This window comes from Bacillus sp. PS108, assembly GCF_037963335.1.
Classification (GTDB): Bacteria; Bacillota; Bacilli; order Bacillales; family Bacillaceae; genus Bacillus; species Bacillus subtilis.
Genome location: NZ_CP150155.1, coordinates 3,128,900 through 3,148,758 on the forward strand (window position 1 = coordinate 3,128,900; position 19,859 = coordinate 3,148,758).

Annotated in this window: 19 protein-coding genes; 15 read left to right on the top strand and 4 right to left on the bottom strand. The window is 44.6% G+C overall.

What is annotated here, in order from left to right; translation table 11 throughout:
- Nucleotides 1–8: 8 nt before the first annotated feature.
- On the top strand, nt 9–395 hold the full coding sequence (kapB, locus tag NSQ16_RS16330; RefSeq protein ID WP_029725859.1) for a kinase-associated lipoprotein KapB: 387 nt from the start codon (nt 9–11) through the stop codon (nt 393–395).
- A gap of 26 nt (nt 396–421) precedes the next feature.
- Here kapB and kapD read toward each other — a convergent pair whose 3' ends face one another.
- Both kapD and NSQ16_RS16340 read right to left on the bottom strand, forming a co-directional pair.
- The gene (gene kapD / locus NSQ16_RS16335) at nt 422–1,039 is read right to left on the bottom strand and encodes a 3'-5' exonuclease KapD (protein ID WP_003228846.1); all 618 of its coding nucleotides are present in this window, start codon (nt 1,037–1,039) and stop codon (nt 422–424) included.
- 75 nt (nt 1,040–1,114) lie between these two features.
- A complete protein-coding gene (locus NSQ16_RS16340; RefSeq protein ID WP_003243502.1) occupies nt 1,115–1,318 on the bottom strand; it encodes a hypothetical protein in 204 nt (67 codons plus the stop codon).
- On the opposite strand from NSQ16_RS16340, the gene NSQ16_RS16345 reads away from it, so the two are divergent.
- The 3 genes from NSQ16_RS16345 (at nt 1,251) to NSQ16_RS16355 (ending at nt 4,830) form a co-directional block, all read left to right on the top strand.
- Nucleotides 1,251–2,429, top strand: a complete 1,179-nt coding sequence (locus NSQ16_RS16345; RefSeq protein ID WP_072692755.1) for a multidrug efflux MFS transporter — start codon at nt 1,251–1,253, stop codon at nt 2,427–2,429. The genes NSQ16_RS16340 and NSQ16_RS16345 overlap by 68 nt on opposite strands.
- A 92-nt stretch (nt 2,430–2,521) precedes the next feature.
- On the top strand, nt 2,522–4,396 hold the full coding sequence (locus NSQ16_RS16350) for a transglycosylase domain-containing protein (protein ID WP_076457651.1): 1,875 nt from the start codon (nt 2,522–2,524) through the stop codon (nt 4,394–4,396).
- Between the two features lie 20 nt (nt 4,397–4,416).
- Nucleotides 4,417–4,830, top strand: a complete 414-nt coding sequence (locus tag NSQ16_RS16355) for a thiol-disulfide oxidoreductase DCC family protein (protein ID WP_003228839.1) — start codon at nt 4,417–4,419, stop codon at nt 4,828–4,830.
- Between the two features lie 202 nt (nt 4,831–5,032).
- Here the strand turns inward: NSQ16_RS16355 and NSQ16_RS16360 are convergent, their stop codons facing one another.
- Nucleotides 5,033–5,590, bottom strand: coding sequence for a YufK family protein (locus NSQ16_RS16360; protein ID WP_003228837.1), 558 nt, complete (start codon nt 5,588–5,590; stop codon nt 5,033–5,035).
- 177 nt (nt 5,591–5,767) lie between these two features.
- On the opposite strand from NSQ16_RS16360, the gene maeL reads away from it, so the two are divergent.
- From maeL to maeN, 7 genes are all read left to right on the top strand, one after another.
- A complete protein-coding gene (gene maeL, locus NSQ16_RS16365; protein ID WP_003228835.1) occupies nt 5,768–7,369 on the top strand; it encodes a two-component system sensor histidine kinase MaeL in 1,602 nt (533 codons plus the stop codon).
- Nucleotides 7,362–8,069, top strand: a complete 708-nt coding sequence (gene maeM / locus NSQ16_RS16370) for a two-component system response regulator MaeM (protein ID WP_014477821.1) — start codon at nt 7,362–7,364, stop codon at nt 8,067–8,069. The genes maeL and maeM overlap by 8 nt, the downstream gene beginning before the upstream one ends.
- A gap of 472 nt (nt 8,070–8,541) precedes the next feature.
- A complete protein-coding gene (gene nupN / locus NSQ16_RS16375) occupies nt 8,542–9,621 on the top strand; it encodes a guanosine ABC transporter substrate-binding protein NupN (protein ID WP_327837275.1) in 1,080 nt (359 codons plus the stop codon).
- Nucleotides 9,622–9,696: 75 nt separating this feature from the next.
- On the top strand, nt 9,697–11,229 hold the full coding sequence (gene nupO, locus NSQ16_RS16380; protein WP_327837276.1) for a guanosine ABC transporter ATP-binding protein NupO: 1,533 nt from the start codon (nt 9,697–9,699) through the stop codon (nt 11,227–11,229).
- Nucleotides 11,222–12,268: a guanosine ABC transporter permease NupP gene (gene nupP / locus NSQ16_RS16385; protein ID WP_327837277.1), complete on the top strand. Its 1,047-nt coding sequence runs from the start codon at nt 11,222–11,224 to the stop codon at nt 12,266–12,268. Before nupO ends, nupP begins: the two co-directional genes overlap by 8 nt.
- Entirely contained in the window at nt 12,269–13,228 is a 960-nt protein-coding gene (gene nupQ / locus NSQ16_RS16390) for a guanosine ABC transporter permease NupQ (protein ID WP_014480697.1), read from the top strand.
- Between the two features lie 154 nt (nt 13,229–13,382).
- Nucleotides 13,383–14,729, top strand: coding sequence for a sodium/malate symporter MaeN (gene maeN / locus NSQ16_RS16395; protein WP_339232323.1), 1,347 nt, complete (start codon nt 13,383–13,385; stop codon nt 14,727–14,729).
- Nucleotides 14,730–14,764: 35 nt separating this feature from the next.
- Here maeN and NSQ16_RS16400 read toward each other — a convergent pair whose 3' ends face one another.
- The gene (locus NSQ16_RS16400; RefSeq protein ID WP_015251336.1) at nt 14,765–14,980 is read right to left on the bottom strand and encodes a hypothetical protein; all 216 of its coding nucleotides are present in this window, start codon (nt 14,978–14,980) and stop codon (nt 14,765–14,767) included.
- 230 nt (nt 14,981–15,210) lie between these two features.
- On the opposite strand from NSQ16_RS16400, the gene NSQ16_RS16405 reads away from it, so the two are divergent.
- The 4 genes from NSQ16_RS16405 to NSQ16_RS16420 are packed head-to-tail and all read left to right on the top strand — an operon-like array spanning nt 15,211 to nt 19,855.
- Complete coding sequence (locus tag NSQ16_RS16405) at nt 15,211–17,616, top strand: Na+/H+ antiporter subunit A (protein WP_116315921.1); 2,406 nt, start codon at nt 15,211–15,213, stop codon at nt 17,614–17,616.
- Nucleotides 17,609–18,040 (top strand): Na(+)/H(+) antiporter subunit B, encoded by a 432-nt coding sequence (locus tag NSQ16_RS16410; RefSeq protein WP_003228819.1) that lies wholly within the window; start codon nt 17,609–17,611, stop codon nt 18,038–18,040. The genes NSQ16_RS16405 and NSQ16_RS16410 overlap by 8 nt, the downstream gene beginning before the upstream one ends.
- Nucleotides 18,040–18,381, top strand: a complete 342-nt coding sequence (locus NSQ16_RS16415; protein ID WP_003220730.1) for a Na(+)/H(+) antiporter subunit C — start codon at nt 18,040–18,042, stop codon at nt 18,379–18,381. The genes NSQ16_RS16410 and NSQ16_RS16415 overlap by 1 nt, the downstream gene beginning before the upstream one ends.
- Entirely contained in the window at nt 18,374–19,855 is a 1,482-nt protein-coding gene (locus NSQ16_RS16420) for a Na+/H+ antiporter subunit D (protein ID WP_029725869.1), read from the top strand. Before NSQ16_RS16415 ends, NSQ16_RS16420 begins: the two co-directional genes overlap by 8 nt.
- The last annotated feature ends 4 nt before the right edge of the window (nt 19,856–19,859 follow it).

A 19,859-nucleotide genomic window follows, 5' to 3' on the forward strand; every position in this document is an offset into this window, starting at 1 on the left:
GATGACAGATGAGCACGTTTGAGACAGGCTCTATCGTTAAAGGATTTTACAAAACAGGTGTATACATAGGAGAAATCACGGCTTGCAGGCCGCAGCACTATTTAGTGAAAGTGAAAGCGGTTCTTACCCATCCCGCTCAAGGAGACCTTCATCATCCAAAACAGGCGGATGTGCCATTTTTTCATGAGAGAAAAGCGCTTGCATATGGTGAACAGACCAATATCCCCCACCATATGGTGAAGCCTTATGATGGTGAAGTGCCGGATTATACAAAATCTCTGCGGGAGGCGGCAGCACAGCTGAGAGCCAAATTGAATGAGGATGGTTCGGAGTGGGCAAAGCGCTCCCTTCATAATCTGAACATTTTAGAAAAAGAATATTTTAACCGGCCATAACCCAGTCTGACAAAAGATTGGGTTTTTTACGTCGCGCGCTTCAACAGTTCGGTTAAATCGATTCTCTCGCCGATTGTGGGCGGTTTTGGCTTTTCGAGATACTGCTTATCCTGCTCAACAAGCTTAAAAAGTTTATATGCTGTAAGAGCATCATCAAGCGCTTTATGATGGGTGCCGGTTCCGGAATCTCCATACTCTTCGGCAGCTTTCCATAAACCCGTCAATGTCCGGTCTCCAAAAAAGTTTTTGTATTCAAGCGATAAATCTCTCATTTCTCCCTTAAACGGGAAAGGGATATGGTTAAACATACAGTTTTGCTTCAGCACTTTCATATCCATGTTTCCCCACGTAATAATTGTGCTGTTTTTCTCAGGATCCAGCTCGTTTAGTTTACGGATGAAATCCTCGAATCTCATTCCTTCGTCTACCTGTTTTTGGGTTATTTTTAAAAATGATTTGCAGCGTTTCGTAAGCTTCGGGAACTTTTTCGGTCTAACATAGCTAGAAAACGTCTCAACCACTTCATCATCAATCGACTTTACAATTCCGGCTTCAATGATTTCCGGGAAGAAGTTTTGAGGACTGTACTTTCCATCGGGCATTGTAAATTCGAAATCAATAATGAGTAAGCTGTTTGTCGTCACCTTTTTACACCTGCCTTTCCTCCGATCAGAAAATGCTATCTTTATAGTATATCAATTCCCCTTCTCGACATTTCTTCATTTTCTAAAAATAATGAATTTTCCCAGCCGCTTCGTTTCTTTTAAATTGTGAATCGTTTCTTTATAATTAGTAAGGAACCCGAAATAATAAGAAGGTGATGTTATTTCTATCCGTAAGAAAAACTTTGTCATTGTGTGGCTGGCGAACTTTTTTGTCTCCGCTAGCACAACGATGATCGTTCCTTTTCTCTCCTTATACATTGAGACGCTCAGCTCTTTTTCAAACGGCTTTGTGCAAAGGTGGAGCGGCTATGTGTTCGGCATTACATTTCTCATGGCGTTTTTGGTATCCCCGTTTTGGGGACGGTTCGGAGACAAACGCGGATACAAGAAAATCCTTATGGCAACCGGAACGGGCATTGCCCTCAGCATTTTCTTCATGGGCTTTGTTACATCGGTGTACCAATTGTTTTTTCTGCGTATGGCAATGGGTCTTGTAACCGGATTCATCCCGACATCTCTTGCGATGATTTCGGCACAGACTCCGAAGAGCTCAGCCGGCAAAACACTCGGCACGCTGCAAATGGGGCAAGTGTCCGGAAGCTTGTTCGGCCCGCTTTTGGGAGGCATGCTTGCTGATCATTTCGGCTTTACGTATACCTTTTTTATCACATCCTTTGTGATTTTCTCGTCTGTTCTTCTCGTGTTATTTGGTGTCAAAGAAAAGCCTCTTGCAGAGAAAACAGCCAAACGTACGTCTTACTCAAGAAAAGAAGTGCTCTCCTATATTTTTCACCAGCCGGCGCTGTGGGTCATGATGCTGTTAACCATGCTGATTCAAACAGGCAATTTCAGTATCCAGCCCCTGCTCGCTTTATATGTAAATGAGCTGCACGGACCTGTCAATCTTGCCTTTTTCTCCGGCATGGCATTTTCAGCAACGGGGCTCGGAAGTTTGCTGCTGGCTAGAAAATGGGGTGATCTGGGCGACCGCTACGGCCACCGCCGCATTTTAATCGGACTTTTGCTCGCCGCCTCTTTCTTTTTTATTCCGCAGGCGCTCGCGTCCTCACTCAGCGTGCTCCTTGTTTTCAGATTTTTATTCGGAATGGCAATGGGCGGTTTGCTGCCATGCATTACGGCAGCGATCCGCGTTCAGGCTCCCGGCAGCATTCAAGGTGAAGTTCTCGGCTACAATGTCAGCTTTCGCTTTTTAGGAAACGTGCTCGGGCCTCTGCTCGGCGGAATCATATCGAGCCATTTTACCATTTCGGCCACCTTTTACGTCACGGCGTTTCTCTTTTTCGCCGGCGCCTGCATGCTTTGGATCATGCAGAAACTTCGGAAAGATTCTTATGCCAAAGCAAGCTGATTCCGAGAAAAAACTAAGGAATCTTCTAAATTTAACCTTCTCGTAATCTCAAAAGAATGGTACGATATGGCTAGAATTTAGGAGAAAAGAGAGTGACCATGTTACGAAAAATAATCGGATGGATTTTGCTCCTTTGCATAATCCCATTGTTTGCATTTACAGTTATCGCTTCCGGAAAAGAAGTAAAACAAATGAAGTCCCTGGATCAGGTGCTTGATAAAAATATTAATCTGAAAGATATCAGCCTTGTTCAGAACAGCTACATGTATGACAGGGACGGCTCCCTTGTCTCGGAAATCGTCAGCGACCACGAAAACCGTGTGCTCGTTCCATTTAACAAGATTCCCGAGGAAGTCAAACAGATTTTCTTAACATCTGAGGACCGCCATTTTTACGAGCATAAAGGCTTTGACTTTATGGGAATGGTGCGGGCTACTGCTTCTAACGTAAAAGACAAGAAAATTGACCAGGGTGCCAGCACCATCACACAGCAGCTTTCAAGAAACTTATATTTGAGCCACGAACGCTCCTTCAGCCGCAAGCTGACAGAGCTCGCGTATTCCTATCAGCTGGAGAAAAAATATACGAAAAATGAAATTCTTGAAGCTTACTTAAATACCATTTATTTTAACAATGGTGTTTATGGCGTCGGTTCAGCGGCTGAATTCTATTTCAGCAAACCGCTGAAATCTCTCACAGTGGGAGAAATGGCTTTTATCTGTGCTATACCTAATAACCCTACATTATATGATCCTCTCAAGCATTTTGACTACACGAAAAGCCGTCAAGAACGTTTGCTTAAAGGGCTAAAAGATGCCGGGGTCATTACGGACAAAGAGCTGAAAAAAGCCGTAAAACAAAAAATCAAACTGGATGTTGAAAAAAGAGAAGACAAATATCCTGACTACGTTTCCTACGTCAATGATGAATTCACTCAGCTGGTGTCTGAATCAGAAGGCTTTGATAAACGCCTTCAAAAAGCATCAGGAAAACAAAAAGAAAAGATCGAGAACGAGCTGTCCGCAAGAGTCAGCACGCTGATGAAAGACGGCGTGAAAATTTATACTGCACTTGATCCGTACATGCAAAATCAAGTTGTGGCACAAATGAATTCCAAGCTCCCGTATGCGGACGTACAGGGCGGAGCGGCTGTGATTAATCACCAGACGCATCAAATCATCGCTCTATCCGGCGGGAAAAACTATCAAAAATATGACTTTAACCGCGCCTACCAGGCGTACAGGCAGCCGGGTTCATCCATTAAGCCGCTTCTTGATTACGGCCCTTATATTGAACAGACCGGCGCGACAACAAGCAGCACCATTGATGCCAGCAAGTTTTGCAGCAAAGACTACTGTCCGCAAAACTACAATAACCGCACTTACGGCACAGTGACGCTTGATACGGCGTTTAAAAATTCATATAATACCCCGGCTATTAGAATGCTCGACCGCGTCGGCATCCAAAAGGCATTCAGTTATATTGAGCCGTATCATTTTGCCAAACTTGTCGACAGTGACTATCTTCTTCCGGCGGCACTTGGCGGATTTACAAACGGCATGACGCCTCTTGAGATGACAAAGGCTTATACGACATTCGGAAACAGCGGAAGCTATACGCCGAGCCATGCGATTACAAAGGTGACAGACCTTAAAGGAAAAACACTTTATAAATGGAATGATAAAGCGACTCAAATATTCAGCGTCCGCACGAACATGCAGCTGAAAAAACTGATGTCTTCCGTTGTGAAAAGCGGAACAGGGAAAAAAGCATATTTCAATGCGCCTTACATCGGCGGTAAAACCGGAACATCAAATGATTATCACGATATGTGGTTTGTCGGCCTGACTGATACGTATACAATGGGTGTCTGGGTCGGAAAGGATACACCGACCAGCGTTGAATATCTTCACAGCATCAGCCCTCAGCTTTCCATCTGGAAAGGAACGCTGCAAGCGGCTTATTAAAGGATCGGAGGGGATATGGAGTGACTTCAGAACAAATTCCAAATCGCGTTTTGCTGTTTGACGGTGTCTGCAATTTATGCAATGGCGCCGTGCAGTTTATCATTAAACGTGATCCGGACGGATTGATTTCTTTCACATCGCTGCAGTCGGAAACAGGACAGAGCCTGCTGAAAAAAAGCGGGCTTCCGACTGATCGGTTTGACAGCTTTGTCTTTATTGAAGACGGCCAAGTGTACACAAAGTCAACTGCAGCCATTAAGGTTTTCAGGCATCTGCGAGGCCCATGGCGGCTCTTCGTCCTTTTTTTCGCAGTGCCGAAGCCTGTCAGAGATATGGTCTATTCTTTCATTGCCAAAAACCGCTATAAGTGGTTTGGCAAAAAAAATGAATGTATGCTCCCCTCCCCTTCCATTAAAAAAAGATTTTTACCGTAAATAAAAAATGGCTAGGAAGCTAGCCATCACAGATTGTTGACAAAATCCTAAAACGGCTTCGTTTTAGGATTTTGTCATCTATTCAGCGTGATTGAAAACTTTTGAAGTTGTGAAACGGCGGAAACCTGAGAATCTAGCCGCCGTTTTATTGCGTACAGAGCACGAAGCGCAAATCTGACCACTAAACGCTGAAATGGCTAGCTTACACAGGTAAGCTAGCCATTATGCTATTATAAAGCTTGATAAATATGAACAGAATACCGATAACAAAGGTAAACCAAAACAGCAGTTCCAATAGAATGAATCCAACTAATGACATGAGAGAAAGCGTCGAATAAATCCGGTACACGGTAAACACAAAGTAAGCGAGCGTGACGACCGCAAACCAGATCACAATCCAAATGACATTTTGCAAGAGCACAAAGGATAAAATCCCGCCGCCCAAATAAATCATGGAACCCATTCTGAGTTTTTTCAGGTTGTTCCCTTCCGGATCATTAGCAAAAAACAGCAATGACAGCTCGGTCACGGTATTTGCAATTAATTTCAGAGCGGACAGAACCATAAAATATAAAAGTGCAAAGGCAGCAAATAACGCAAGCCTGATTCCTTTCTCTGAAAAATAATCGAGCATTCCATCATACATTCCAAATGAAGACAGCATCTTCAACGCATAAAGTGAAGTTGAGATGGATAAGGACGAACTAAAAAGCAGGATCGCAATCAGCGGAAAATATCCTGTCAAATAAGTATTTTTCATATAAAAAAGTCCCTTTCTATAATCTACCTCATTTATTATGGAGGACTTAAAACACATTGACAAGATAAATTATTCCATTTTTTCTCCTTTTTACGAATTACGGTCCCAAATCTTCACAAAGCAGCATTTTGAGAGTAAAGTAGTACGCAGGAATCATAAAACGTAAGGAAGTTTTATATGAAAAAAACATTAAAACTGCAAACCAGACTCACCATATTTGTTTGTATCGTTGTATTAATCGCATTGCTCATTACGTTTTTTACAGTCGGTGCCCAAACCACCAAACGAATTAGAGATCAGGAAAAGGCCACTGCGCTGCAGACTGCTGAAATGGTAGCTGAGGCGCCGATGACAGCCGCTGCTTTAGAAAGCGGAAAAAAACAAAAGGAACTGCAGAGCTACACAAAGCGGGTTCAGAAAATTACCGGCACGGAATTTGTTGTCGTCATGGATATGAACGGTATCCGCAAAACTCATCCTGACCCGAGCAAAATCGGAAAAAAATTCAGGGGCGGTGATGAGTCCGAGGTATTAAAAGGGCATGTCCATATCAGCACAGCCTCTGGCACGCTCGGGAAATCGCAGAGAGCGTTCGTCCCTGTCTACGCAGAGAATGGAAAACAGGTCGGTGCAGTCGCGGTCGGCATCACCGTAAATGAAATTGATGAAGTGATCAGCCATAGCTTACGGCCGCTTTACTTTATTATTTGCGTCAGCATCTTCGTCGGTGTGATCGGAGCCGTTATCGTCGCCCGTACAGTGAAAAATATCATGTACGGACTTGAACCTTATGAAATTGCGACTCTGCTTGAAGAACGGAGCGCGATGCTGGAATCGACGAAGGAAGGAATACTCGCTGTCGATGAACATGGCAAAATTAAACTTGCCAACGCGGAAGCAAAACGCCTATTCGTCAAAATGGGCATCAACACAAATCCCATTGATCAGGATGTAGATGACATCTTGCCGAAAAGCCGCTTGAAAAAGGTCATTGAGACAAAAAAACCTCTTCAAGACAGAGACGTCCGCATTAACGGGCTGGAGCTTGTGTTTAATGAAGTTCCTATCCAGCTGAAAGGACAAACTGTCGGAGCGATTGCAACATTCCGCGACAAGACCGAGGTAAAACATTTAGCTGAACAGCTTTCCGGTGTTAAAATGTATGCAAACGCACTGAGAGCGCAGTCTCATGAATTTATGAACAAACTGCATGTGATATTAGGTCTCGTCCAGCTGAAAGAGTATGATGATCTTGGAGATTATATTAAAGATATAGCCATACAGCAAAAATCAGAAACAAGTGAAATTATAAATGATGTCAAAAGCTCCGTACTGGCCGGTTTTCTGCTCGGAAAGCAAAGCTTTATACGTGAGCAGGGCGCAAATCTTGATATTGAATGCAACGGTGTCATCCCGAACGCGGCAGACCCTTCTGTCATCCATGAACTTATTACAATCATCGGAAATCTCATCAACAATGGCTTAGACGCCGTTGCCGATATGCCGAAAAAACAAATCACCATGTCCATGCGCTTCCATAACAGCATACTTGATATTGAAATTACCGATACTGGAGCAGGCATGTCTGAAGAAGACCAAGCCAAAGTATTTGAACAAGGCTATTCAACAAAGGGCAAAAACCGGGGATTCGGCCTTTATTTCACACAGCAAAGCATCGAAAATTTAAAAGGCCAAATGATCCTCACAAGCGAAAAGAATGAAGGAACGACATTCAGTATTCGCATCCCGTACGAACCGAAGGAGGAAAATCATGATTAATGTACTAATAGTTGAAGATGACCCCATGGTGGGTGAATTAAATAAACGATACTTAAGCCAAATAGATGGCTTTCAGCTGAAAGGCATCGCTTCTTCCTTTCAAAGCGCTCTGCATATTTTAGGCGAGCACCATATCGACCTCATTTTGCTTGATATTTATATGCCGGGAAAAAACGGGCTGGAACTGCTGACGGAATTGAGAGCCCAAAATGAAGCGGTTGACGTGATTGTCATCTCAGCGGCCAGCGAGCTTGACGTAATCAAGAAAACACTTCGGTACGGAGCTGTTGATTATTTAATCAAACCGTTTGAATTTGAACGTTTCCAAACGGCTCTGTCTGATTACAGACGAAAACAAAAGGTGTATTCAACCCATCGCAACATGAGCCAAAAAGAACTGGACGCCGAGCTTTTTCAAAAGAAAGAAGCAACAGAAAAAGTGCAGCTTCCTAAAGGCCTGACAAAAAGCACGCTGAAGCTGATCTGGTCCAGTATCCAGTCATTTGAAAATGAATCTTTTACGACAGAAGACTTGGCAAAGCACACAGAAATCTCTCAAGTATCCATACGAAAATACTTAAAGTTTCTTGAAGATATACAGGTTCTGAATGTAGAAATGGCGTACGGAACGATCGGAAGACCTGTGTTTCAGTACAACGTCAACAACAGTAACCTTAACGGAATAAAGCAATATCTATAAGAAAACGCACTGCTTGCTTTGAGCAGTGCGTTTTTCTGTCATATCTCTTGCCAAGATGCTTGATTCTATTGTTGATAAGTTATACAAGAATAACAAAGGGCCTTTCACATTTTTAAGCAAACAATTCTAAAAATAGATACTTTTTAAAAAATTATGCGAAATTCTATTTATTTCTTATTAGTTAAATGATAAATTATGATTGGTAAGTTGATCCCGAAAAACTAAGTCATAAGTCTTACTTCAGAAAACGATGTCACGGTTTTCCGCCCGGAACGCCTTCCGCATCCTTCTCTTCCCCGCCTTTCGAAGGAAATACTCACACCACGCTTATTCAGGGAAGAATAGAACTGTCTCAGCGCATTTCATTTGTTATTATCAGAAAATTTTATCGATTCTAAGAAATTGTTCAGGACAGCCCATCACATGACTGGCCGGATCAGCTTTGAACCAAATTTTTCTGGGGGGTTATATCTTGAATAAACGAAAAATCGGATTGGCGATGTCACTTGTGATCGCAGCAGGCACCATATTAGGAGCATGCGGAAACAGCGAAAAAAGCAGCGGCTCAGGCGAAGGCAAAAACAAATTCAGTGTGGCGATGGTTACTGACGTAGGCGGAGTGGATGACAAATCCTTCAACCAATCAGCCTGGGAAGGCATCCAAGCCTTTGGGAAAGAGAATGGGCTGAAAAAAGGCAAAAACGGTTACGACTATCTTCAATCCAAATCTGATGCAGACTATACAACGAACTTAAATAAATTGGCGCGTGAGAATTTTGACTTAATTTACGGCGTCGGCTACTTAATGGAGGATTCAATCAGCGAAATTGCTGACCAGCATAAAAATACAAACTTTGCGATTATAGATGCTGTTGTCGATAAAGACAACGTCGCAAGTATTACGTTTAAAGAGCAGGAAGGCTCATTTCTCGTCGGAGTGGCCGCAGCCCTATCAAGCAAATCAGGAAAAATCGGCTTTGTAGGCGGTATGGAATCAGAGTTAATCAAAAAATTCGAGGTCGGCTTCCGTGCCGGCGTGCAAGCAGTTAACCCTAAAGCCGTTGTAGAAGTGAAATACGCAGGGGGTTTCGATAAAGCCGATGTCGGTAAAGCAACCGCCGAAAGCATGTATAAATCAGGCGTAGATGTTATTTATCACTCTGCGGGCGCCACTGGCACAGGCGTCTTTACTGAAGCGAAAAACCTGAAAAAAGAAGATCCAAAACGCGATGTCTGGGTCATCGGTGTCGATAAAGACCAATACGCAGAAGGCCAGGTAGAAGGAACAGATGATAACGTCACCCTCACTTCCATGGTGAAAAAAGTAGATACAGTCGTTGAAGATGTAACGAAAAAAGCGAGTGACGGAAAGTTCCCGGGCGGCGAAACACTTACCTACGGGCTTGACCAAGACGGAGTCGGCATTTCTCCATCTAAACAAAATCTATCGGATGATGTGATCAAAGCGGTCGATAAATGGAAGAAAAAAATCATCGACGGATTGGAAGTCCCGGCAACTGAGAAAGAGCTCAAAACCTTCAAAGCTGAATAAGAATCGCAGGGATAAGGAGGTCGAGCTCTTATCCCTTGTTTTTCTTTTATTTTGAAATAAAGGAGCGGTCAATCAATGGAATATGTCATTGAAATGCTCAATATCCGCAAGGAGTTTCCAGGTATCGTCGCCAATGACAATATCAATCTTCAAGTCAAAAAAGGCGAAATACACGCGTTGCTCGGTGAAAACGGAGCGGGGAAATCAACATTGATGAATGTCCTTTTCGGGCTGTATCAGCCGGAGCGGGGTGAAATTCGGGTGCGCGGCGAGAAGGTGCACATCAACAGCCCGAACAAAGCGAATGACCTTGGAATTGGAATGGTGCACCAGCACTTTATGCTTGTTGACACCTTTACAGTTGCTGAAAATATTATTCTCGGGAAGGAGCCAAAGAAGTTTGGCAGAATTGACCGGAAGCGTGCTGGCCAAGAGGTGCAGGACATTTCCGATCGATACGGCCTGCAGATCCATCCTGAAGCAAAAGCAGCTGACATATCAGTCGGTATGCAGCAGCGCGCAGAAATATTAAAAACCCTCTACCGCGGTGCCGATATTCTGATTTTTGATGAACCGACGGCTGTTTTGACGCCTCATGAAATTAAGGAACTGATGCAAATTATGAAGAACCTGGTCAAAGAAGGGAAGTCCATCATCTTAATCACCCATAAGCTGAAAGAGATTATGGAGATTTGTGACCGCGTTACGGTTATCCGTAAAGGAAAAGGCATCAAAACCCTTGATGTCCGTGATACAAACCAAGACGAACTCGCCAGTCTAATGGTCGGCCGTGAGGTATCGTTCAAAACTGAAAAGAGAGCTGCTCAGCCGGGAGCGGAAGTGCTTGCGATTGACGGCATAACTGTAAAGGATACCCGCGGAATAGAGACAGTCAGAGATTTGTCTCTTTCTGTCAAAGCGGGAGAAATAGTCGGCATAGCAGGCGTCGACGGAAACGGGCAATCAGAGCTGATCGAAGCGGTGACAGGACTCCGCAAAACAGATTCAGGAACAATCACCTTAAACGGAAAACAGATCCAAAACCTGACGCCAAGAAAAATCACTGAATCCGGGATCGGGCATATTCCTCAGGATCGCCATAAACACGGTCTCGTCCTTGATTTTCCAATCGGAGAGAATATCCTGCTGCAAAGCTATTACAAAAAGCCGTATTCAGCATTGGGCGTTTTACATAAAGGCGAAATGTACAAAAAAGCACGCAGCCTGATCACTGAGTACGACGTCAGAACGCCGGATGAATATACACACGCTCGGGCATTGTCAGGCGGAAACCAGCAAAAAGCGATTATCGGGCGGGAAATAGACCGAAATCCTGATTTATTAATTGCCGCCCAGCCGACTCGCGGCCTTGATGTCGGAGCGATTGAATTTGTCCATAAAAAGCTCATTGAACAGCGTGATGCCGGGAAAGCCGTTCTTCTCCTCTCGTTTGAGCTTGAAGAAATTATGAATCTCAGTGACAGAATCGCCGTTATTTTTGAAGGACGCATTATCGCCAGCGTTAATCCGCAGGACACCACTGAACAGGAGCTTGGTCTCTTGATGGCAGGAAGCACGCAAAAGGAAGCGGGGAAAGCAAATGGTTAAACGACTCTCTCATTTACTCGTGCCGCTCATCGCAATCATCCTTGGTCTTGCGGCCGGCGCGTTGATTATGCTTGTGAGCGGCTACAGTATGGCCAGCGGATATTCGGCTTTGTGGAATGGGATATTCGGAGAAATCTATTATGTCGGAGAAACAATCCGGCAAATTACGCCTTATATTTTATCCGGATTGGCTGTCGCCTTTGCATTCCGAACCGGACTCTTTAATATCGGCGTCGAGGGCCAGCTGCTCGTCGGCTGGACAGCAGCGGTTTGGGTCGGTACGGCGTTTGACGGACCGGCATATATTCACTTGCCGCTCGCATTGATTACAGCGGCAGCTGCAGGAGGATTATGGGGGTTTATTCCCGGCATTTTGAAAGCGCGATTTTACGTTCATGAAGTCATTGTCACCATTATGATGAATTATATCGCGCTGCACATGACCAATTACATCATTTCAAACGTCTTGACAGATCATCAGGACAAGACGGGGAAAATTCACGAATCCGCCTCCCTCCGCTCTCCTTTTCTTGAACAGCTCACCGATTACTCACGGCTGCATTTGGGAATCATCGTTGCCCTTCTCGCAGCAGTTATCATGTGGTTTATCATCAACAAAACTACAAAAGGATTTGAGCTCCGGGCGGTCGGATTTAACCAGCACGCTTCCCAGTATGCCGGCATGAGCGTGCGGAAGAATATCATGACCTCCATGCTTATCTCCGGCGCTTTTGCAGGCCTTGCCGGAGCCATGGAGGGCCTAGGGACATTCGAATACGCAGCAGTGAAAGGCGCATTTACCGGCGTAGGCTTTGACGGTATCGCTGTCGCTCTTCTCGGGGGAAACACAGCCGTCGGCGTTGTACTGGCGGCATGCCTGCTTGGCGGGCTGAAAATCGGCGCATTAAATATGCCGATTGAATCAGGCGTTCCATCAGAGGTCGTTGATATTGTGATTGCCATTATTATTCTGTTTGTGGCTTCAAGCTATGCGATTCGTTTCGTCATGGGCAAATTGAAGAAAAAGGGGGGGAACTAAGTGGACATTGTGCAGATTTTATCTATCATTGTCCCTGCCACACTCGTCTATGCGGCCCCGCTTATTTTAACTGCTCTCGGCGGCGTGTTTTCCGAGAGATCAGGTGTGGTGAATATCGGCTTAGAAGGCCTCATGATTATCGGGGCGTTCACCAGCGTGTTATTTAATTTATTTTTTGGTCCGGAATTAGGTGCCGCCGCACCTTGGCTTTCGCTCCTTGCCGCCATGGCAGCAGGCGCCCTGTTTTCACTGATTCACGCGGCAGCGGCGATTTCGTTTCGCGCCGACCAGACAGTCAGCGGTGTCGCCATTAACATGCTGGCGCTTGGGGCAACTTTATTTATCGTCAAACTGATCTACGGCAAAGCGCAGACAGACAAAATTCCAGAGCCTTTTTATAAGACGAAAATCCCTGGTTTGGGCGATATTCCCGTCTTGGGAAAGATCTTCTTTTCGGATGTCTATTATACGTCTATTCTTGCAATAGCACTTGCCTTTATTTCCTGGTTTATCTTGTTCAAAACGCCGTTCGGCCTTCGTATCCGTTCTGTCGGAGAGCATCCGATGGCGGCCGATACGATGGGAATCAACGTATATAAAATGCGCTACATCGGCGTGATGATCAGCGGATTGTTCGGCGGTCTCGGCGGCGGCGTATATGCCTCTACAATTGCGCTTGATTTCACGCACTCTACCATCTCCGGGCAAGGCTTTATCGCCCTGGCAGCGCTTGTATTCGGAAAATGGCATCCAATCGGAGCACTGGGGGCCGCCCTGTTTTTCGGATTCGCCCAAAGCTTAAGCATCATTGGATCGCTGCTCCCTCTTTTTAAAGACATACCAAATGTGTATATGCTGATGGCTCCTTATGTCTTAACGATTCTCGCTTTAACCGGCTTTATCGGGCGGGCAGATGCGCCAAAAGCCAATGGCGTGCCTTATATTAAAGGAAAAAGATAAAACATTCTCCCCTGGGAAGACGATTCTCAGGGGTTTTTTTCTAATCCAAAAGACCCCCTTAATTTAATTGTTTATTAGTTTTTTAACTTAAAAAAATATGAAGTGTTAACGCTTTCTTGTAGACTGTAACAAACAATACATGGGGGTGTATGACATGGGAGCAATTCCAAAAACGGGGACAATTTCACCAGAGCAAAAAGACTCACAGGAGAAAAACCTGTTTCAAAAAATTTGGTCTTGGGAAATCGGTGTGATTCCTTTGCCATTATACACAGTATTAGCTGTTATTATTATTCTTGCAGCATATTACAATGAGCTGCCGGCAAATATGCTTGGCGGGTTTGCCATCATTATGATTCTTGGTGTGTTTCTCGGAGACATAGGCCAACGCATACCGATATTGAAGGATATAGGCGGCCCTGCTATTTTATCTTTGTTTGTTCCTTCATTTTTAGTCTTTTACAATGTACTGAATTCAACATCTTTAGACGCTGTAACCAACTTGATGAAAACGTCTAACTTCCTTTATTTCTATATCGCTTGCCTTGTTGTGGGAAGTATCCTCGGTATGAACAGAATTGTTTTAATACAGGGGTTTATCAGAATGTTCGTTCCACTGGTTGCAGGAACGATCGCGGCCGTTGCAGCCGGCATCCTTGTCGGATTTATTTTTGGCTATAGTGCCTATGATTCCTTTTTCTTTGTTGTTGTCCCAATTATTGCCGGGGGAATAGGTGAAGGAATTTTGCCGCTTTCAATCGCCTATTCACAAATACTGGGCTCATCCGCTGATGTATTTGTGTCTCAGCTGGTTCCAGCCGCAATTATAGGAAACGTCTTTGCTATCATATGTGCAGCCTTAATGAAAAAGCTTGGCGATAAGCGTCCAGATCTAAATGGGAACGGACGTCTCGTAAAATCTAAAAAAGCAAATGAGATTTACAATCAAAAAGAAGCCGAATCAAAAATTGATTTTAAGCTAATGGGAGCAGGAGTTCTGCTCGCGTGTACATTCTTTATTTTTGGCGGGTTATTGGAGAAATTCATCTTCATCCCGGGCGCGATCTTAATGATTATTTCAGCTGCGGCTGTCAAGTATGCGAATATTCTTCCGAAAAAAATGGAAGAAGGCGCTTACCAGCTTTATAAATTTATTTCTTCAAGCTTTACATGGCCGCTGATGGTCGGTCTCGGCATCCTCTTTATTCCGTTGGATGACGTAGCGTCTGTGATTTCTATTCCGTTTGTCATCATCTGTATTTCAGTTGTTATCGCGATGATTGGTTCTGGATATTTCGTAGGCAAGCTGATGAACATGTATCCGGTTGAATCCGCAATCGTTACCTGCTGCCACAGCGGCCTCGGCGGAACAGGTGATGTTGCCATTTTATCAGCATCAGGAAGAATGGGCCTTATGCCGTTTGCCCAAATTTCAACCCGTCTCGGCGGTGCAGGCACAGTTATTTGTGCGACAGTGCTGCTTCGTTTTTTCACTTCATAAACAGAAAGAGTTCCGTTTTATGCGGAACTCTTTTTTTATTTATTCACAATCCGAATATACTCTCGGGGACCAAACGGCAGATCCTTTGATTCCATCTCACTCATTCTGGCTGACAGGTGGTGCTCCAGTAAATACAGCTCCCACTCATCACTAGCCGCCACACCGCTGCGCCCGTCATATTGATTCAACATGAATGCCCCTGCAAATACTGAGCAGAATAAACCTGAGCACATCACGACTTTTCTTTTCACATGACCAGCTCCTTTCCTTCAGCTTGATCAGGATTGATTTTAAATATACAAATAACCTCTTTTTTGTTAGACTTATTTTGAGGTCAAAAGAACTCATAAAAATCCATTACAGCAGTTCGAAGCGTGGCAGCTTGCAGAAAAGTGCGATATAATTTGGACTAGGTCGTTTGACCGTATATTTTATACATAGCGCATTTTTCAATTGAGAACGAGAAAAGGAGGTCTTATCTTTGCAGCTCTTACATCTTGCTATTTTATCGCCTTTTTTATTTGCTTTTATCATTCCCTTCTTGGCAAAATACGCAAAAAGAGTGCATACGGGCTGGTTTGTGTTGATCCTGCCCGTCTTGCTGTTTATATACTTTCTCCCAATGATCAGGATGACGCAATCTGGAGAAACACTTCGATCGGTATTAGAGTGGATTCCGTCACTCGGCATTAACTTTACCGTTTATATAGACGGCCTCGGGTTATTATTCGCTTTACTGATCACAGGCATTGGCTCTTTGGTCACTCTTTACAGCATTTTTTATTTATCGAAAGAAAAAGAACAGCTTGGGCCCTTTTATGTCTACTTATTGATGTTCATGGGCGCCATGCTCGGCGTCGTTCTAGTAGACAATGTCATGGTTCTCTACATGTTCTGGGAGCTTACAAGCCTTTCATCCTTTTTGCTGATCGGCTATTGGTATAAGCGGGAAAAGTCGCGCTATGGCGCAGCCAAATCACTTTTGATTACGGTCAGCGGCGGGCTGTGCATGCTCGGCGGATTTATTCTCCTTTATTTGATAACGGATTCCTTCAGTATTCGAGAGATGGTTCACCAGGTTCAATTAATTGCCGGCCACGAATTGTTTATCCCGGCTATGATTCTCATTTTATTAGGGGCTTTTACGAAATCGGCGCAATTTCCTTTTTACATCTGGCTCCCTGACGCGATGGAAGCTCCGACGCCTGTCAGCGCTTATCTCCATTCAGCTACTATGGTAAAAGCCGGCATTTATGTGATTGCGAGATTCAGTCCTATTTTCGCCTTTTCAGCTCAGTGGTTTTGGATCGTGTCCCTCGTTGGCCTCTTTACGATGGTTTGGGGTTCATTCCATGCCGTGAAACAAACTGATTTAAAATCGATTTTGGCGTTTTCAACCGTCAGCCAGCTCGGCATGATCATCTCCATGCTCGGAGTCAGTGCTGCGGCCCTTCATTACGGCCATACAGAATATTATACAGTTGCCGCTATGGCTGCCATTTTCCATTTAATCAACCACGCTACCTTTAAAGGAAGCTTGTTTATGGCAGTCGGGATTATCGATCACGAAACAGGCACACGGGATATCCGGAAGCTAGGCGGCCTGATGGCGATTATGCCGATTACATTTACCATTTCCTTAATCGGGACATTTTCAATGGCCGGCCTACCGCCGTTTAACGGATTTTTGAGTAAAGAAATGTTTTTCACAAGCATGCTTCGCGTGACACATTTTGACCTGTTCAACGTGCAGACATGGGGCGTTCTGTTCCCTCTTTTCGCCTGGATCGGAAGTGTATTTACGTTTATCTACAGCATGAAATTGCTGTTTAAAACATTCAGAGGAAATTACCAGCCTGAACACCTTGAAAAACAGGCTCACGAAGCGCCTGTCGGCATGCTCGTACCACCGGTCATTCTTGTCGCTTTGGCTGTCAGTCTCTTCTTTTTCCCGAATATATTGTCGTACAGCCTGATAGAGCCTGCGATGAACTCAATCTATCCGACACTGCTTGCCGGCCATGAGAAATTCCACGTTCACATTTCACAGTGGCATGGGGTTACAACGGAATTGCTCATGACTGCGGGTATTGTTGTGATCGGAACAATTGGTTATTTGTCGCTGAATAAGTGGAAAGGAATCTATAAACTGTTTCCTTCGAAACTCACACTCAACCGGTTATACGATAAGCTTTTGACTCTGATGGAGAAAGGCTCTTACCGGGTCACAAAACAATATATGACCGGGTTTTTAAGAGATTATTTGCTGTATATCTTCGCTGGTTTCATCATTCTGATAGGCGGAGCTTTTGCCATTAAAGGCGGATTTTCATTTAAAACGGAAGGCATGGCTAAAATCGGTGTATACGAAATCATTTTGACGCTTGTCATGATCAGCGCCACAGTGGCGACTGTTTTTGCTAGGTCAAGACTGACGGCGATCATTGCACTCGGTGTTGTCGGTTATACGCTTGCATTGTTTTTTGTCATTTTCAGAGCGCCGGACTTGGCATTGACTCAGCTCGTCATTGAAACGATTTCTGTGGCACTGTTTCTGCTTTGCTTCTACCATTTGCCGAAACTGAGGCTGAAAACAAAAACGAGAACGTTCCGGATGACGAATTTTATCATTTCTTTAGGCGTCGGTGTTATCGTTACTCTGCTCGGCATCGCATCCTCAAGCCAGCGGACAAAAGACAGCATTGCGTCCTTCTTTGTCAAACACAGCCATGATCTCGGCGGAGGGGATAATGTCGTCAATGTCATTCTCGTTGATTTCAGGGGATTTGATACAATGTTTGAAATTACGGTATTAACGATAGCCGCTCTCGGCATTTACAGCATGATTAAAACAAAAGTAAAAGAGGAGGGGAAAAGCGGTGAATGAACAAAAAACAAATGACTTGATTCTTCAAACCGCGACAAAGCTTGTATCCTTTATCATTTTGCTTTTCTCTTTCTATTTATTTTTATCAGGGCATAACGCGCCCGGAGGAGGCTTTGTCGGCGGACTGATCACGTCCTCTTCCATCGTTCTCTTGCTCTTGGCGTATGATTTAAAAACCGTGCGTTCCCTTTTGCCGGTCAATTTCATTTATGTCGCGGGAGCCGGCCTTCTGCTCGCTGTATTAACAGGCGTTGGCTCCTTTGTCTTCGGGGCTCCTTTTTTAACCCACACATTCGGATACTTTCAGCTGCCGATCCTTGGGAAAACGGAGCTCGCCACAGCGACGATATTTGATTTAGGCGTTTATCTTGTTGTCGTAGGCATAACGATGACCATTATTCAAACGATTGGAGAGGAAGAATAATGGAAATCTTAATGGCTGTATTAGCCGGTATTATTTTTATGGCTGCTACGTATTTGCTGCTGTCTAAAAGCCTGCTTCGCGTCATTATCGGAACAGCACTGTTAAGCCATGGCGTTCATTTAATGCTTTTGACTATGGGAGGGTTAAAGAAAGGCGCCGCTCCGATTTTGAGCGAGCATGCCAAATCATTTGTCGATCCGCTTCCGCAAGCCCTGATTTTGACCGCAATTGTCATTTCTTTTGGCGTTACATCATTCATCCTCGTCATGGCCTTTCGCGCTTATCAGGAATTGAAATCGGACGATATGGATCAAATGAGGGGAAATGATCAACATGAATAATTTTGTTATTTTGCCAATCCTGATCCCGCTTTTGTCGGCTATTCTTCTGATTTTCATGACGAAGAATCTTATGCTCATGAGAATCTTCAGCACGGCGGCATCGGCCATCGGGATTGTGATTAGCGGCATACTTGTACAGACTGTCTTCACAAAAGGTATCCAGACACTCAGCTTAGGCGGCTGGAAAGCGCCGTACGGCATTGTGCTCGCCGCAGACCAATTCGCCAGCCTGCTCGTTCTCACAACAGCGGTCATCGGTTTATTGGTTGGGCTTTATTCCTTCCGTTCCGTCGGTGAAAAACGGGAGCGCTCCTTTTACTACTCCGGCGTTCAGTTCTTGCTTGCCGGTGTCAGCGGAGCGTTTTTAACAGGCGATTTATTTAATATGTACGTATTTTTTGAGCTTCTGCTTATTGCTTCCTATATGCTGATTGTATTAGGCGGCACAAAAATTCAGCTGCGGGAATCCCTTAAATATATTGTGTTTAATATCGTATCGTCTGCCCTGTTTGTCATAGGGGTCGGCTTTTTATACGCTGTAACCGGCACGTTAAACATGGCGGATCTTAGCGTGAAAATCAGCGAATCAGGACAAACCGGGCTGATCACTGTGATTGGTGTCCTGCTGCTTTTGGTATTTGGCATGAAGGGCGGAATTTTCCCCCTCTACTTTTGGCTTCCAGGCTCTTATTACGCGCCACCGGCGGCAATCTCCGCGTTGTTCGGCGCTTTGCTGACAAAAGTCGGGTTATATGCGATTACGAGGGTTTTCACATTGATTTTTATTCACGATACTGCCTTTACCCATCAGCTGATGATTTGGCTGGCGGCGCTGACTGTGATTTTTGGTGTGATCGGTTCACTCGCTTATTCGAATGTCATGAAAATTGTGATCTATAACATTATTACCGCTGTCGGCGTGATTTTGTTCGGTGTGGCAGTACACACCCCCGCATCCATTCAGGGCGCGATCTACTATCTGATTCACGATATGCTGATTAAGGGCGCTTTGTTTATGCTGGCAGGTACGCTGATCGCATTGACTGGAACCGCGAGCCTGCATAAAATGGGCGGGCTGATCAAACGCTATCCTGTTCTTGGATGGATGTTTTTCATTTCCGCTATTTCTCTTGCAGGCATTCCGCCACTAAGCGGATTTGTCGGCAAATTTAAAATTGCAGAGGGCGGCTTCGCAGAAGGTGAATTTACGATATCCATGCTGATTCTGCTTTCGAGTTTGCTCGTACTGTACTCTGTGCTGAGGATCTTTATACATGCGTTTTGGGGCGAAGAAAAAGAAACGCCAAAACCAAATCATCGAACAGCTAAAGGACTTCTTTATCCGGCAGCTATTTTTCTCTTGCTGTCTCTTCTCTTCGGGTTGGGTACAGAATGGGTGTCGCCTTACGTTGATCAAGCGGCCGAGACGCTGCTGAATCCGGAAAAATATATCGAAGCTGTTCTGAAGGAGTAGATCG